The 16,283-nt window shown below is 36.7% G+C and carries 11 protein-coding genes; 2 read left to right on the top strand and 9 right to left on the bottom strand.

Annotated features, from left to right (window positions below; translation table 11 throughout):
* Window positions 1–381 precede the first annotated feature (381 nt).
* A complete protein-coding gene (locus tag ACFIMC_RS01865; RefSeq protein WP_375611196.1) occupies window positions 382–906 on the top strand; it encodes a methylated-DNA--[protein]-cysteine S-methyltransferase in 525 nt (174 codons plus the stop codon).
* Here the strand turns inward: ACFIMC_RS01865 and ACFIMC_RS01870 are convergent.
* The 9 genes from ACFIMC_RS01870 to thiC all read right to left on the bottom strand — a co-directional run bounded on the left by ACFIMC_RS01870 (window position 903) and on the right by thiC (window position 12,612).
* Window positions 903–3,224 carry an ATP-binding protein gene (locus ACFIMC_RS01870; protein WP_375620708.1) on the bottom strand — a complete coding sequence of 774 codons (2,322 nt, stop codon included), beginning with the start codon at window positions 3,222–3,224 and terminating at the stop codon, window positions 903–905. The two genes, ACFIMC_RS01865 and ACFIMC_RS01870, sit on opposite strands and share 4 nt — an antisense overlap.
* 286 nt (window positions 3,225–3,510) lie before the next feature.
* Complete coding sequence (gene pepN / locus ACFIMC_RS01875) at window positions 3,511–6,138, bottom strand: aminopeptidase N (protein WP_375680707.1); 2,628 nt, start codon at window positions 6,136–6,138, stop codon at window positions 3,511–3,513.
* Window positions 6,139–6,211: 73 nt separating this feature from the next.
* The gene (locus ACFIMC_RS01880) at window positions 6,212–7,051 is read right to left on the bottom strand and encodes a uracil-DNA glycosylase family protein (protein WP_375671832.1); all 840 of its coding nucleotides are present in this window, start codon (window positions 7,049–7,051) and stop codon (window positions 6,212–6,214) included.
* A 448-nt stretch (window positions 7,052–7,499) separates the two neighbouring features.
* Window positions 7,500–8,258: a hydroxymethylpyrimidine/phosphomethylpyrimidine kinase gene (locus ACFIMC_RS01885; protein WP_375671850.1), complete on the bottom strand. Its 759-nt coding sequence runs from the start codon at window positions 8,256–8,258 to the stop codon at window positions 7,500–7,502.
* Entirely contained in the window at window positions 8,249–8,854 is a 606-nt protein-coding gene (locus ACFIMC_RS01890; RefSeq protein WP_375659684.1) for a thiamine phosphate synthase, read from the bottom strand. Before ACFIMC_RS01890 ends, ACFIMC_RS01885 begins: the two co-directional genes overlap by 10 nt.
* A complete protein-coding gene (locus ACFIMC_RS01895) occupies window positions 8,851–9,624 on the bottom strand; it encodes a thiazole synthase (RefSeq protein WP_273791116.1) in 774 nt (257 codons plus the stop codon). The genes ACFIMC_RS01890 and ACFIMC_RS01895 overlap by 4 nt, the downstream gene beginning before the upstream one ends.
* Before the next feature lie 4 nt (window positions 9,625–9,628).
* Window positions 9,629–9,826 carry a sulfur carrier protein ThiS gene (thiS, locus tag ACFIMC_RS01900; RefSeq protein WP_375671831.1) on the bottom strand — a complete coding sequence of 66 codons (198 nt, stop codon included), beginning with the start codon at window positions 9,824–9,826 and terminating at the stop codon, window positions 9,629–9,631.
* Window positions 9,827–9,829: 3 nt separating this feature from the next.
* Window positions 9,830–10,780 (bottom strand): FAD-dependent oxidoreductase, encoded by a 951-nt coding sequence (locus ACFIMC_RS01905; RefSeq protein WP_375671830.1) that lies wholly within the window; start codon window positions 10,778–10,780, stop codon window positions 9,830–9,832.
* Window positions 10,777–12,612 (bottom strand): phosphomethylpyrimidine synthase ThiC, encoded by a 1,836-nt coding sequence (gene thiC, locus ACFIMC_RS01910; RefSeq protein WP_375668210.1) that lies wholly within the window; start codon window positions 12,610–12,612, stop codon window positions 10,777–10,779. Before thiC ends, ACFIMC_RS01905 begins: the two co-directional genes overlap by 4 nt.
* A gap of 1,864 nt (window positions 12,613–14,476) precedes the next feature.
* Between thiC and ACFIMC_RS01915 the strand changes: the two genes are divergently transcribed.
* A complete protein-coding gene (locus ACFIMC_RS01915) occupies window positions 14,477–15,451 on the top strand; it encodes a tail fiber protein (RefSeq protein ID WP_375671829.1) in 975 nt (324 codons plus the stop codon).
* Window positions 15,452–16,283: the final 832 nt, after the last annotated feature.

Here is a 16,283-nt window from a genome sequence, read left to right on the forward strand (position 1 = left end):
ACTGCCGTTTAGAGTTGTGATATAAGGTATGAAAATTTACCACATTAAGGTGTTTTTGTTAGAGTGTATGATAGAATTCAGAGCAGGATTTGTCTGTAGAGAGCTTATGAAATAAACCATATCAAATGGGTTCAGTTGGAATCTGTTATATAAAAAGCAAGATTGTTGATAGATCAGCTCTGGTCGAAGTTTCCGTCTTAGGGTAGGAAGAAAGTCAATCTATGTATCTTTCCATTTCATAAAAAGGTGAGAGTGTATTTTAATACAATGGCTAAGGAGATAATTTCAGAATGATTTTGTTTGTTTTTAAAAGATAGTGAATACTCTCCCTTTACTTTATGGATGATGTTCAAAACTTTTTAAAATATAAAGAAGGCTAAAATGCTGAATATTTCCCAAACGAGAGTATTCTGTCTGAAAGATGTATCAATAGGAAAGCTTTTGGTGGCTAGGTCTCAAAAAGGGATTTGTCATATAGCGTTAGGAGACACTATAGAGCAATTATTACAGGAGTTTACGATACGCTTTGGTGATGTACAACAAGTTGTAGGTGACAATACATTTAAGAGAGAAGTTGCCCATATTATAGCCATGATAGAAACACCTAAGCTGGTAAAAAAATATAATTTTCCCTTAGATATAAATGGTACAGTTTTTCAACGACAAGTATGGGCAGTATTATGTGATATACCATGTGGTGAAACAATTTCATATGAGATCTTAGCATGCCGTATTGGTATGCCGAAAGCTTTTCGTGCCGTTGCTCATGCCTGTGCACGTAACGAATTGGCTATTATCATTCCGTGTCATCGTGTTGTGCGTAAAAATGGTTTTATTTCAGGGTATCGTTGGGGGGAAAAACGGAAACAGATTTTACTACAACGGGAACAAAATGGAAAAATTTAACTTTGTGTGATGGGCATTATAATCGTTACAGTTGTTCCTTTCATTTCTTTTGAAGTAATTTCAAGTTTTCCTTTGTGGAGTTCTAGCAAGGAGCGTGAAATGGCTAATCCAAGACCTGAGCCCGTATGAGATTTAGTGAGCTGATTTTCGACTTGTTCAAAAGGTTGCCCAAGTTTTTTAATTGCTGATTGGGGAATACCAACGCCTGTATCTGTAATTTTAAAAATAAGGTTATTTTTTTTCTTGAAAGCGCAGACATCAATATTTCCGCCAGAAGGCGTAAATTTAACGGCATTAGAGATGAGATTAAGGAAAATCTGTTTCATTGCACGACCATCAACTTCAGCATGAAGTTCTGGGGTAATGTTTGTTGTAACAACAATATTTTTTTCTTGAGCTTGAGGTGTTAGTGTTCGTACTGCTTCACTAATGATGGGCTCAAGATCGGTATTTTTACAATCAAGCGTAAATCTTCCTGCTTCGATTTTTGACATATCAAGGATGTCATTGATAAGGGTTAGAAGATGGGTTCCTGAATTGTAAATATCATGCATATATTCCTTATAGCGTTGTGAACCAAGAGGACCAAAAGTCGATTGCAACATGATATCTGAAAAACCAAGAATAGCATTCAGAGGCGTGCGCAATTCATGAGACATATTGGCTAAAAATTCTGATTTAGCCTTATTAGCACTTTCGGCGCGTTCTTTTTCTGCTTTCAGACTTTTATTAAGTTTTTCAACTTCTGTTGCGCGTTGTTGAGCACTCCCTCGCGCGCGCTTGAGTTCTTGAATGAAAGAGAAAAGACGCCTTTCACTGTCTTCAAATTTTTCCTGTTGTTGTTTAAGCTCAGAAATGTCAGTACCAATACAAACCAATCCTCCATCTTGGGTTCGTCGTTCGTTAATTTTGAGCCAACAACCATCTGCCGTTTGGCGAATACTGGTTAAGTTACCAGTACCATCATCTTTAAGGGGATATTCACTGAGTGCAGGGCGTGCCATGGCTTCGACGGTTGCACGTTGGATACCTGATTGGAGAATTTGTTTAGGAATAGCGGCATATTCGCAAAATTTGCTGTTGGACATGACTAAACGTCCTTCAGCATCCCACAAGACGAAAGATTCTGAAATGTTTTCAATCGCATCACGGATACGAAGGTCGGCTTGCGCTGTTTGTTCAGCCAATTGTTGCTGTTCACTAATATCGAAGGAAATACCAACCAAATGGGGTTCTTCTTCTTCAGTAACTTCGGCACGAATGCGCATCCATACATAATGACCATCAGCATGACGCATAGGAACGTTAATATCGATATGCTTTTTTTTACCGCTCATTAATTCCTGAGCAAGGTCAAAAAAATTCGCATCATTTGGATTGATAATGGCGCTAATTTGGGAAATTGAGAGCAATGCATCTTGAGGGACATAGCCGAGCATTTCGTACATTGCTCGTGACCAGTAGACGCGTCCACTTGCCATATTCCAATCCCATAGTCCACAGCGTCCACGCATCATTGCCATATCAATACGGTTTTGAATTTTTTCTGAAACAAGATCTGTTTTGCGTGCTCGTACAATTTGGTTGTAATAAGCATAAAGAAGAGCAAGGATAACGCCACTAGTTCCAATGAACATGGTTATATTTAACGAGAGAGCTTTCCGCCATTCCATGTAAATATGTTGCATTTTTTCACTGATGAATACCCCATATTGTCCATTTTCTGTTTGCTGAAAGGAAGCGAGAGCAGGAATATCTTTTCCTATTGTAATTTTCATGATTCCAGCATGTTTTCCTAGAGCTTGTAAAGTAATGCTTTCAGAGGTAAAATTCTGTAAGGGTTTTCCTAAGACAATCTCGGAACTTGATGAAGCTAGGACATTGCCTTTTTGATCGACAATAGCAATAACAGCGCTGGTTTTTATAAAACCTTTGTTACGAAAATTAGTCAGGATATTTTGTAAATGATTATGAGAAAGAGCAGCAGCTTTTCCTTGTCGAGTGGCGGCAAGTAAGTCACGGTCGATTGTATTGGTAATATGAGAAGCTAAGAGAGCGATGGTAGAATGCGTGTTTTTATCAATTGTGTTGCGCCAATCATAGATTGATAGGAAACGGATTGCTGCTAGTATAACAAGAAATGCAAGAATTACAAATGGGAGTGAACGTCGCAGCCAAGGTTCAATAAAAAGAAGTTTTTTATAGGCAGAACCAGAAAACAGATTGGTACGCTCTGTCCGCTCCTTGCGACTTTGAGCGCTTGATTTTGAATCAGCATACACCTCCCTTGGCGCATTATATGCGTCCAATTTAGCCATCTCGCGTTCCTTTAATTCTGGAATAATGTGATTTAAAAACTGCTTCGATATTCATAGTAACCCCATCGAGTGCAATGAATCAAAACAGGAGTCTTCTGTCCAGTCTTTTTTTAAAAAAAAATAATTTTACTTTTATGATTTTGGAATATGAAAAGAAAAAAGTACTTTAAACGTGATCTATAAACAGGCTTAGATTGCCTGTTTATAGATTTAATGATGATCGAATAGTTTATAGAATTTATTTTAAAAAATATTATAGCATATTGATTTAAAATAATTTTTTGTTTCAAGTAAGCAGACGGTTGATGATATCAGCAACATCGCTTGATAATTTTGGCGCAGCAGCAATCATTTTTAATTCAGTTTCAAGTTTTTGTTGTCGAATAGGTTCTAATTGTCGCCAAGAGCGCATCATTGTTAATAATCGTGAAGCAAGCTGTGGATTTTTTTTGTCAATTTCCAAAATAACTTGGCAAAGAAAATGATAAGATGCTCCATCCATCCTGTTAAAGCCCGTGAGATTGTTAGAGGCAAAAACACCGATTAGAGAACGTACACGATTAGGATTATCTTGTGAAAACAGCGGATGTTGCATGAGCTTTTGAACATTCTCGAGTGTTGATGTGCCAGCAACCATTGCTTGAATAGAAAACCATTTATCCATGACCAAAGGGTCATTCTGATAGCTGTTTTCAAAATCATTTAAGGCATTTTGTGCCTGCTCACTTTCATTAAAACGCTTCACGAGAACAGCGATACTCGCCATACGGTCAGTCATATTATCAGCTGTTGCATACTGTATAGCAGCTCGATTTGGATTGGCTTCAGCAATGGAAAGGTAATCCAGTATGATATTCTTTAATGCTCGCTTTCCAGCTTGTGCAGTGTTTGGTGAATAGGGCTCTTGGGTTTGCATTTGTCCATAGAATTTTGTTAAGAGCTCTTGATGAGTTTGTGCAAGTGAAACTAAAAACTGATTGCGGACATAATGAATACGATCTGGGTCAATATTTTTACCGATTGTATGAGCAAGCTCAACTTCACTAGGTAAATTTAAACAGAAGGCACGAAATTCAGGCTCTAAGGTTTCATCTGTTATAATCGTTTCAATCAGCTTTAGCAAAGCAGAAGGAAGTGTTGCTTTTTCTTGTGTTTTATCTTGAATGCTTTGAATCAAAGCTTGCGTCATTAAATGATTAAGAGATTGCCAGCGATTGATGTGATTGTCATCATGTTGTGCAAGAAAAATAAGTTCTCTTTCATTGAATGGAGTGTGTAGAATGATTGGTGCTGAAAAGTCTCGCAGCAGTGATAAAACGGGTTTTTCACGCAGTCCCTTTAATGTAAAGGTTTGGCTTTCCTTGGATAAAAGCATAACATCTGATTGAATATCTGTATCTGCTTCATAGGTGAGGTTTTCTCCATTAGGTCCTAGGAGTCCAAAAGCGATAGGGATAAACATGGGCTTTTTTGTTTTTTGTTGTGGGGTAACGGGAATATGTTGCTTTGCATGAATTGTTAAAACACCATCGCTATAATGACTATCGATTTCTACATTGGGTGTTCCTGCCTGTTCATACCATAGCATGAATTGGGAGAAGTCTTGACCAGACACTTCAGCAAAACAGGTAATAAAATCTTCAATTGTACAAGCTTGTCCATCATGACGTTGAAAATAAAGATCAGTGCCTTTACGAAAAAGAGTAGGACCTAAAATAGTCCGTATCATGCGAACAACTTCAGCACCTTTTTCATAAACAGTTGTTGTGTAAAAATTATTAATTTGGCTATATTGACGAGGACGCACAGGATGCGCAAGAGGTCCTGCATCTTCTGCAAATTGCGTTGCTTTTAATGCTTTTACATTTTCAATTCGCTGTAGGCTGCGTACATTTTGATCTGATGAAAATTCCTGATCACGATAAACAGTGAATCCTTCTTTTAAACAGAGTTGAAACCAATCGCGACAGGTAACACGATTACCGCTCCAATTATGGAAATATTCATGTGCAATGACACGTTCAACATTTCTATAATCCTGATCGGTTGCTGTTTCAGGATCGACAAGAACATATTTATCATTAAAAACGTTAAGGCCTTTGTTTTCCATTGCTCCCATATTAAAGTCGGAAACAGCAACAATATTGAAAACATCAAGATCATATTCGCGCCCAAAACATTGTTCATCCCAACGCATGGAACGTTTAAGAGCATCCATTGCATAGGTTGCGCGTTCGGTTTTTCCTTTTTCTACATAGATACCAAGCTCGATACGTCGTCCAGATACAGTTGTAAAATGGTCTTCTAACTTATCAAGATCTCCACCTACTAAAGCAAAGAGATAAGATGGTTTGGGATAAGGATCTTCCCAAATGGCAAAATGGCGATTATTTTCTAAAGTTCCTGTTTCCACCAGATTACCATTTGAAAGCAAGATTGGGATTGTTTGGGTATCTGCTTCAATTTTCACTCTATAGGTAGAAAGAACATCTGGGCGGTCGTAAAAATAAGTAATACGACGAAAACCTTCCGATTCGCATTGTGAGCAATAAACACCATTTGAAAGGTAAAGCCCCATAAGTTGGCGGTTGCTTTCAGGATTCAGTTCTGTAACCAATTTCAATGTAAAAGGAGCCGTTGGTGGCGTTGTAATTTCTAAACGTGAAGGAGTCACTTTATAAGTGTTTGGGGCTAATATCTCATCATTAATAGAAACGGAAATTAAAGTAAGATCATCACCAGAAAGAACAAGAGGTGTTAATTCTTTTGTATCGTGACGGGATTCAATAGACAATATGGCTGTAACATAGGTTTTTGTCGGTGCTAATTGGAAAGAAAGTTGTGTTTTAGGGATAACGTAAGGGGTTGGTTGGTAGTCTTCCAAACGATAAATAGATGTTATTGGCTGTTTCATAGTTTTTTCCCATTTGTATTTTAAGAGTTAAAGAAGGGTGTGTTAATTTTAGAAGCAATATAGGATTAAAGAATTACAAAAGGCTGTCGAGGCGATTTTTTACTTCTAAGAAGTCTATCCATGTAAGCTTCTTTTGACTAGGGGTTCTAAGAAGGTAAGCTGGGTGGAAAGTTGGCATAACAGGTATTTTTATATTATCCTTGCTTTCATAGATATGCCATTTCCCTCTTGTTCGGATAATCCCATTTTGAGATCCAGTAAGAAACTGTGCAGCAACGCCTCCTAGTGCTATAAGAACACGAGGACGCGCTAAATAAATGTGCCGTTCAATAAAAGGGCGGCACAAGGCAACTTCTCTTGGTGTTGGTGTACGATTTCCTGGCGGACGCCAAGGAATAGTGTTGGCAATGTAAACATTATTTCTTGTTAAGCCAATTGATGCGAGGATTTTATTAAGCAACATCCCAGCTTTTCCCACAAAAGGAATTCCTTGTATATCCTCGTCTCGTCCTGGTGCTTCGCCTATAAGCATCAGGGGGCTTCCTGCTGTTCCATCTGAAAAACAGGTATTTTTTGCTGTCAATTTTAATGAACAGCCATTAAATGCAAGGAGAGCAGATTTTAATTCATCAAGTGTCTTTGCACTTTTTGCACTCTCTATAGCTGTGGATTCATTTTGTATAGTCCTAGAGTTATGCAGCTGATGATGATCTAATTTTACGGTTGGAGATGTTTTGGGAGATGCTTGTTGATTATGAGAAATGTTCACGACAGATATTAATTTTCTCTCTGAACAAGCAGACTGCTTAAAACGATCAATAGGGAAATCCGTCAGAACGGCATCCGCACCACTTTCTTTATAAAAGTTTAAGAGTTCTTCATAGGAAATTGAGCACGGCGTTTGATTTAACATTTTACTTTTTCTAATGATCTAGCGATTATAGATCAAACAAAATTATCCTTCAAGTTTTATTAAATGTATTCGCTAGCCATTAATGTATAAGAACGCTGATAGGATTCTCTCTTTTCACAAAAAAGGCAAATCGTAAAATGCGAATGTTCGCGATTATATACATCTTTAAATGTACAATTTGTTTAAATTGCGCTATTTCAACTTTTTAAACAGACTAAACGCATTCATAATAAAAGATTTTTTTACTGAATGCAAGTGGTGTGATAATATTTGTTATCATTATATTATATATTTAATACTTAATGAAAGTTACTTTTGTAGTATTTTATTTATAAAATAAAGTATAAATTTTTATTATTATATTTAATATTTTTAATAAAAGTTATTAAAAAAATATAATAATATGAAATATATAAATATTACTTTTATATGAGAAAATACTAAGACGTTATAAACTATTTTTACAATGGGTTAAAAGCAATGTGTGGATATATTCTTTTGCTTTTTTTACCGCTGAAATGAGAGGTTCATTTAATGCTAAATGCGCTGCAATAGCGCTTGAGAGAATGCAACCTGTTCCTCGCATTGTTCCTTTTAAACGTGGAGTAGAGATATTTATGACTTCAGTTTTGTCAATGAAGCTATCAATTGCAAGAGGCCCCTCTGCATGTCCCCCTTTTACTAAAATAGAGCGAGCTCCCAATGACAAAAGTTTTTTTGCTTGTTGTATTGCTTGCTTATCATGAGATGCCAATGGACTTTGGCTAAGAAGAGCGAGTTCTTCTCTATTCGGTGTTAAAAGATCAACATGAGGAAGCAGTTTATCGATCATCGTGTCGATGATTGTTTCCGTTATTAGTTTTCCTCCTGATGAAGCGACAAGTACAGGGTCCCAAATAACTGGAACATGGGGATAGTCTTTGAGTACGTTACAGATTGCTGCTATAATTGCTTTTGTCCCCGTCATACCGATTTTTATTGCGCTTATTGGATTTGCTTCTAGGGCAGCACGCATTTGCGCAGCGACGAGGTCTCCACGCATTGGAATGATTTCGACAACGCGATTATCATCTTGTACGTTAACACAAGTAATTGCTAAATTTGCTTTTATTTGAAAATGCGCAGAGGTTTCTATATCACGAACAATACCAGCACCTCCTGTTGGATCAGTGCCCGCAACAATAAGAATGGAAGGTATCAACGCCATGTTTGTGTCACTTTTATCCACTGTTGTACACGCTCTTCAGGTTTTTTATGGAGGATAATATCAGTCACAACAGCAGCACTATTTGCTCCTGCTTTTAAAACACCAACTGCGCGTTCTGGTGTTAAACCACCAATACCCACCAAAGGTAAAGCACCAATCCGCTTTCTCCATTGTTTGATTTTCTCTAGTCCTTGCGGCATCCATTTCATTTTTTTTAAGATTGTCGGATAAATAGGACCAAGTGCAATATACTCAGGATTAGCAGAGAGTGCGGTATCCAATTCATGTTCATCATGTGTACTAAGACCAACTTTTATATCACTTTTACGAATTGCGTGAAGATCAGCATTGCTCAGGTCTTCTTGTCCCAGATGAATAAAATTGCACTTTTCATCAATTGCTATTTCCCAATGATCATTAATAATTAATTGTGCTCCCAATTTATTGCATATGTTTTTTGCACGCTTGATATGTTGACGGATTAGTTGTTGATTTTCATGTTTCATACGCAATTGTACGAGCTTGATACCAAGAGGAAGCAAACGTTCAATCCAATCAGCGTTATCAACGATGAGGTAAAATGGATCCAGTTTCATGAAAATACTGCTTTTCCAATGATTGGCGTTGAAGGGACTGCTACACTGCGTGCTTCGATCATGCCAGCTTTATATCCCATACGTCCTGCTTGAACAGCTTTAGAAAATGCTTCAGCCATTAAGACAGGATCACCTGCTTTAGCAACTGCGGTATTAAGCAGTACTGCATCATAACCGAGTTCCATCGCAATAGCGGCATGTGATGGGCGTCCAATGCCGGCATCAATAACAAGAGTAGCATCAGGAAGATAAGCACGGATAGAACGCAATCCATCAGTATTATGAGGTCCTTTGGCAGAACCAATAGGAGCACACCAAGGCATAATAACACGGCAACCAATGTCAAAAAGTTTTTCAGCAACAATGAGATCATCCGTTGTATAGGCAAAAATTTTGAAACCTTCATTGTTTAAAATTTGAGCTGCTTCGATTAAGGAAAAAATATTTGGCTGTAAGGTGTCTGAATTACCGATAATTTCGAGTTTAATCCAAGCTGTTTTAAAAAGATCTCTTGCTAATTGGGCTGTGGTTACGGCCTCTTTAACAGTATAACAACCAGCAGTATTAGGAAGCACTGTTACCCCAAGTTCTTGAAGAAATTTCCAAAATTGTCCACCTTGTTTTCCACCTGCAGTTTCACGGCGCAAGGAAACAGTTACAATTTCCGTATTCGATTTATGAATAGCATCACGAAGGATTGCTGGTGAAGGATATTGCGCTGTACCTAATAGAAGACGGGAAGAGAATTGTCGTCCATAAAGATTCAGCATAATTTTAGCCTCCTTGCATTGGGCTTAAAATTTCAATTTTATCTCCTTCATGCAAGACAAATTGGCTTCGTGCATCTATGGGAACAACTTCAGCGTTAACAGCAGTTGCAAGCCAATTTCCTTCATACTCCAATTCTTCAAGCAAGAGACCGAGAGTCATAACTTCTGTTTGGACTGTTTCACCATTAACAAATATTTGCATGTTTTATTCCAATGCCAATTCCATTGCTCGTTTTGCCATTTCTGGAGACAACAGAAAACCATGTCTATAAAATCCATTAATAGAAATAAAGTTACCATCTTTATGCACAGAAGGGAAGTTATTAGGATAACATGGACGAACACCAACGCCAGATTCAATAATTTCTGCTTCAGCAAAAGCAGGATGTAAAGTATAAGCCGCGTTGAGCAGTTCCATCATTGATCTTACAGAGATTGCACCATCAAAGTCACTTTCAATCATCGTTGCACCAATCATAAAAATATTATCTTGTCGAGGTACAATGTAGAGAGGAAACCGTGGGTGAAGAAGACGAATTGGACGCGAAATTTTAATATCGGTGCAGCGCACGAGAAGCATTTCGCCGCGTACGCCCCGTATATTTTTATCTTTTCCTAAACGTGCTATTCCTGTCGCATCAATAACAATATCAAAATTTTTTTCAGCTATTTCTACATCAACAAAACAGGCTCCATTGTTGAGAAGCTTTTCTTTTAAAGTCATAAGTGCTTTGCGAGGATCAATATGGGCTTCATTTTCATAAAAGAGTGCACAGTTAAAACGTTCCGCAAGATCTGGTTCAAGATGAGCTATTTCTGTATTATCTACGGTTTTGTGATTATGCGTACGCACAGAAAATCGTTCAAGCTCTCCTCTATCTCGTGTAGGTGCAACCACTAAAGTGCCTTTTTGTATGACAAGGTTTGGGAGCGTTTTACGCCACCATTGTATAGCTTGTACACCAAGATCTTCAACAATTTGTTCTGCACTTTCCCTTTCACAGTAAGGTGCAAGCATTCCTCCTGCATACCAACTAGCACTTCCTATAGGTGAATGAGGGGGGGCCGATACAGTAACAGAAGCACCTTTTTGCTGTAACATAAAGGCAACTGTTAAGCCGCCTACACCTGCACCTTTGATAAGAATGTTCTTCAACTATTTACTTTCTTTTTTTGAGGAGGAACAATTTCCATATAAAGGTCACCATTTTTCTGATATTTTTCGGCCATGGCGATCATACCTTCCCCTTTTGTTTTTCTTATTGCGGCTGCCTCACGAATATCATGGGAAATACGCATAGAACAGAACTTTGGTCCACACATGGAACAAAAATGCACCAATTTATGGGCTTCTTTAGGCATTGTCTCATCATGAAAGGCACAGGCTGTTTCTGGATCAAGAGAAAGGTTAAATTGATCATGCCATCTAAAATCAAATCGTGCACGCGAAAGAGCATTATCGCGCAATTGTGCTCTAGGCAAACCTTTGGCAAGGTCTGCGGCATGAGCAGCAATTTTATAAGTAATCACACCAGTTTTTACGTCATTCCTATCGGGCAGTCCTAGGTGTTCTTTAGGTGTTACATAACACAACATAGCAGTTCCAAACCATCCAATCATAGCGGCACCAATTGCTGATGTAATATGGTCATAACCAGGAGCAATGTCTGTTGTAAGAGGTCCCAAAGTATAAAAAGGCGCCTCATGACAAAGATCTAATTGTTGCTCCATATTTTCTTTAATTTTGTGCATTGGGACATGCCCAGGGCCTTCAATCATAACCTGTACATCTTTTTTCCAAGCAATTTTTGTCAATTCTCCCAAGGTTTTAAGCTCTGCAAATTGGGCTTCATCATTGGCATCGGCAATAGAGCCAGGGCGTAACCCATCTCCTAATGAAAGAGAGATATCATATGTTTTTGCAATATCACAAATTTCATCAAAATGTTCATAGAGAAAGCTTTCTTTGTGATGATGGAGACACCATTTTGCCATAATAGAACCGCCTCGTGAAACAATACCTGTTACACGATCAATGGTCATAGGAATAAATGGTAATCTTAATCCTGCGTGAATGGTAAAATAATCAACACCTTGCTCTGCTTGCTCAATAAGGGTATCACGGAAAATATCCCATGTTAAGTTTTCGGCAATACCCTGTACTTTTTCGAGTGCTTGATACAGAGGAACAGTCCCGATGGGCACAGGAGAATTTCGAATAATCCATTCACGAATATTGTGAATATTTCGACCTGTAGAAAGATCCATAACTGTATCTGCTCCCCAGCGAATGGCCCAAACCATTTTATCAACTTCTTCTTCCATAGATGAAGTTACTGCTGAATTGCCAATATTAGCATTAATTTTAACACGAAAATTACGCCCAATAATCATGGGTTCGCACTCTGGATGATTAATGTTTTGTGGAATAATGGCGCGTCCACAAGCAATTTCATTGCGCACAAATTCCGCAGTATAAATTTCTGGTATTGATCCAGCAAATGTTTCATTTGATGGTACATTCTGCCGTTCTTTTACTACTAATCCTTCATTTTCTCGTATAGCCACATATTCCATTTCTTCGGTAATAATGCCTGCGCGTGCGTAAGCCATTTGTGTAATTGCTTTGCCATTTTTTGCTCGTAAAATAGAACGTTTTTGCTTAAAGGCTGGAGTAAGGTTTTTATCAGAAGTCAATCCATTATCTTCAGGTTTAACTAATCGTGCAGGATAAGTTTCAGTATCATCCCGCTTAGAGAGCCAAGGCAAGCTAATTGCTGGCAGGCCTTTTGTAATATCAATGATCATATCTTTATCTGTGTAGGGGCCAGAAGTATCGTAGACGTTTAAAGGTTTTTCACCACTGCCATCAGCCAGTGAAATTTCACGCAATGGTACGCGCACATCAGAAAAGAGAAGGCTCTGTTGATAAATTTTGCGTGAAGCGGGAAAGGGGCTACAACTGATTGATGGAGTATTTTTCTGCACAAACTTTTTCCTTATAGACACGGAGTTCAAAAATAGGTTGCGATGTTAATGGAGTTACGATGTTAATGGAGGTGTATTCAAATTATCAATCACGAGCATTCAGATGAATAGAGATAGTATTGCTTTGTAGCAAAGAAAACCCAATACAGCTCAAGAAAAGTTATTTTGAAAAACTGATACAATATCTATTCTAATATTTGCATGCCTCCTCCCACTTGAAGTATTTTTGTTAATACGAATATGGTTGGCTTAAATATCTATATTGTCAATCATAAAAATATATTTTAAACGATTTTGGTGTGTTTTTAAGAGTGAAAATAGATATTATGAAGTGATAAACTATGATATTGAAGCTTTTATAAACCAGAATAAAGTTAAAAACGGATTATCAGGGAAAAGTAGATAGTTTATGGCTCTGATTGAGATTTTTTTCATATTAAAATAATAACTCAGAATACCATAAGATCCTCTCATCATATATCTTTTCGTATAAAAACACTTCCTTGCACGTCATAAGTGGGAGCGTATGGGGCAAAGCACTTGAAGAAAGGAAGCCAAATGTCATTTAATGAACATTCTAAGAGTGAGGCTGTCAAAACGTGGGGGCCAACAAAATGTATGATGGGTTCCTCTTGTATCTTCAAAAGCTTGAAGCTGATGATCTATAATGGCTTGCTATTGTATCATTGACGTGCGCTGTCGTAAAATGAAAGGAGTATATTTTGAGCAATATTTCTTAAAAAGTGCGTAATATGCAATATCATTATATTTTGTTTGGGGCATTCTATTCTTCATGAGGGGGATGTTCCCATTAAGAATGCGATAAACAAAAGCGGGAAACAATACCTAATCTTTATTATTAAAAATAATATTGTCTTGAATTAAGAAGAACACCAATAATTGCAAGATGTTGTTTAGAATGATTTATTGTTCTTGCAAAAAAAATATACATATAATAATATATAGAGGGAGATGTGCTAAGTGTGGGAGGGGAAAAGTTGGTTATGGGGCGTTTAATAAACAAGGATATTGTTCATAAAAATTGGGGGAGGGGCTGGGTTATGCTTTTTAATTTTTGCCGGATCGGATACAACCTTCAAATTTTGTGAAGGTGTGTGATATTTAATATTTCAAAGTATTTTATTTCCAGTTTAATGAAAGTGTGGAGCAAATGTCCATATTGAATATATTCTCTGTGATACATTTAGATTGAACAAAAGCTTATTCAAAAAAAACATTGGTGCTAATCTTGTGACACAATTTCAGAAATCAATTGAATAAAATAGAACAAAGTATCTGCATGTGAATAAAAACATAATGAAGCATGCAAAAAAATTGAAGCTAATTTTTAAAGTTTTAATACAAATGATAGCCAAAAGATAGAATTTCTTTGTTTAAAATATATGGTATAAAATATCGACGAGATAGATTTAAACTATTGAAAAAAATAAAAAAAGATAATGTTTAAGTCAGAAACTTTCTATGTGGATGATAAGTTATTACATTCAGTAATGGTTATATGAAATCCATAATAAGGAAAAATTTGAATAGTATTTATAAATTTTGCAACAAGATGCAAGATTTAAAAAATAATTATATAACAACAGCAAAGCAACAAAACAAGATATTAAGTAACATCAGATGAGGTGGTTACATTATACATTAGAAGAGAAAGCATTAATACTAATGTTATGAAAAGCGTCTGGTGAATTTAGGTTATAAAATTGGAAGGAGTGAAGAGAGATAAAATGCGTAAATAAGGATGGTGCAGTGGTTATGATGTACCAATCAACAGCGGCAGCACATTTTAGTGCACAGAACGAGAAGTTGTTAGAAAAACTATGAAAATAATGGGGGATTTAAAATGTCTAATATCTATGATTGGTCTCTAAAGGCTGATGAAAATGCTTATTCAGATAGTATCATTAATTGGGCAGAAGGACAGCCGCCTAGTTCTGTTAATGATAGTGCACGGGCGATGATGCAGCGCGTGCGCGAATATCTTGCAGATAATGGTGGATCTATTAATTCAAGCTTTATAGTAAATTTGGAAGATAAAACAACATTAATTACCTTAAAGACAGTTTCGCCTATAAAGAAATACAACAATGATATCGTCATACGTTTTAAAGCTTGTGGTGTAAATATTGGCGTGACAACAATAACTGTTAATAATATAGGAGAAAAGCTTATCTATAAAGCCACTGATGCGGGGGTTATACCATTAGAAGGTGGAGAATTTCAAACAGATGGCATTTATGAAATGGTATACAATAATGGTGTTTTAATAAAAGAGCATGAGGGTTGGTATTTATTAAACCCTACACCACCAAAGATAGAAAGTTTCCCCTCTGGATTCATTGCAACATTTGCTATGCAAAATGTGCCAAATGGTTGGCTTTTATGTGATGGTAAGGCCTATAAGCGTGAAGATTATCCGCAGTTATTCGAGGCAATAGGTGATAAATGGGGAAAAGACAGCAATAAAACTTTTAAAGTTCCTGATTTTAGAGGCATGTTTTTACGCGGCTTTGATAATGGTCGGGGTTTAGATGGTGGTAGAAAGTTTGCAGATGAACAACGAGATAGCATAAAATCACATACGCATATTGGGAGTATTGAAAACGCAGGCGAGCATGCGCATAATTTTGAGTATCAAGGGGTAGGATGGCCCGTTGGTGATATTGGGAGACTCCCGAATCATTATACTTATAATGCGACCCTGAAAGGGAGAACAGCTTCTGCTGGTGCACATACACACAAGGTAACTCTTTCCCATACGGGTGAGGCAGAAACGCGCCCTGTTAATACAACCGTTGTCTATGCTATAAAATCATGAGTATGTTTAAGTAATAATAATAATCTATACACCTTGATAATTTTGTTAACGCGGAGCAATTCCGCGTTATTTTTTATGCATATGAAAAGGAAATCTATATTGTTAATAGGATACTTGAGAGAGTCAAAAAACAATTTAAAAATGATTGAAAGAAAGAGTTAAGGATATAATTTATTTTATAATTATATGATAACATAGGGAAAATATGTAAAAATCATTTAAACTGTACCGTGAAGTGATCTAGAGATACATTTTTTCATAAGGTGTTTTGATAGGGGGTAAGGTGATAAAATTATTCAACCTGAGGCATAAATAAAGTACAATATTTTAACGTTTTTTTGTGCAAAAACAGCATACCTCCGTATGAGTTAATTCATCTTATAAAGATATCTCTCACCTTGTTGTCGATTTCATTTCTTTGCATTGCCATGGTGGAGGCTTTATCTGTAAATGATAGTACCTCTTTGAGTGGAATCATCGTTATGCTTGTGAAGCAGCAGACAAACGCTATTTCTATACTCTCTCCTCATCCCTATATTCCGTATTGTTTTTGCATTAGGGGGCTTACAAGAAGCGTTATTGAGTTTATTTTAAAGTTTTTATTCAATAGGTTAATTCTTTATGATATGCCAATAAACAATTTTTTAATAGAGAGAGAAAAGTAAAAAATATTAGTATAAATTAATATTTATTTATAAAAAAAGCTAAATTATATGTATTATAAAGAAAACATTACCATTAAAGCTACAAATAAATCTTTTATGGAGGGGAGAAAGGTACTTGATTTCTATATAGTCCTTAGAAGATATAAATAATACAGCCGTTATTATAA

This window comes from Bartonella sp. AP21QHHD (assembly GCF_042196205.1).
Taxonomy (GTDB): Bacteria; Pseudomonadota; Alphaproteobacteria; order Rhizobiales; family Rhizobiaceae; genus Bartonella.

What these genes read in the sequence shown, in the direction of transcription:
- ACFIMC_RS01865 (WP_375611196.1), top strand. Translation starts at nt 382, where the DNA reads ATGCTGAATATTTCCCAAACGAGAGTATTCTGTCTGAAAGATGTATCA.
- ACFIMC_RS01870 (WP_375620708.1), bottom strand. Translation starts at nt 3,224, where the DNA reads ATGGCTAAATTGGACGCATATAATGCGCCAAGGGAGGTGTATGCTGAT.
- pepN (WP_375680707.1), bottom strand. Translation starts at nt 6,138, where the DNA reads ATGAAACAGCCAATAACATCTATTTATCGTTTGGAAGACTACCAACCA.
- ACFIMC_RS01880 (WP_375671832.1), bottom strand. Translation starts at nt 7,051, where the DNA reads ATGTTAAATCAAACGCCGTGCTCAATTTCCTATGAAGAACTCTTAAAC.
- ACFIMC_RS01885 (WP_375671850.1), bottom strand. Translation starts at nt 8,258, where the DNA reads ATGGCGTTGATACCTTCCATTCTTATTGTTGCGGGCACTGATCCAACA.
- ACFIMC_RS01890 (WP_375659684.1), bottom strand. Translation starts at nt 8,854, where the DNA reads ATGAAACTGGATCCATTTTACCTCATCGTTGATAACGCTGATTGGATT.
- ACFIMC_RS01895 (WP_273791116.1), bottom strand. Translation starts at nt 9,624, where the DNA reads ATGCTGAATCTTTATGGACGACAATTCTCTTCCCGTCTTCTATTAGGT.
- thiS (WP_375671831.1), bottom strand. Translation starts at nt 9,826, where the DNA reads ATGCAAATATTTGTTAATGGTGAAACAGTCCAAACAGAAGTTATGACT.
- ACFIMC_RS01915 (WP_375671829.1), top strand. Translation starts at nt 14,477, where the DNA reads ATGTCTAATATCTATGATTGGTCTCTAAAGGCTGATGAAAATGCTTAT.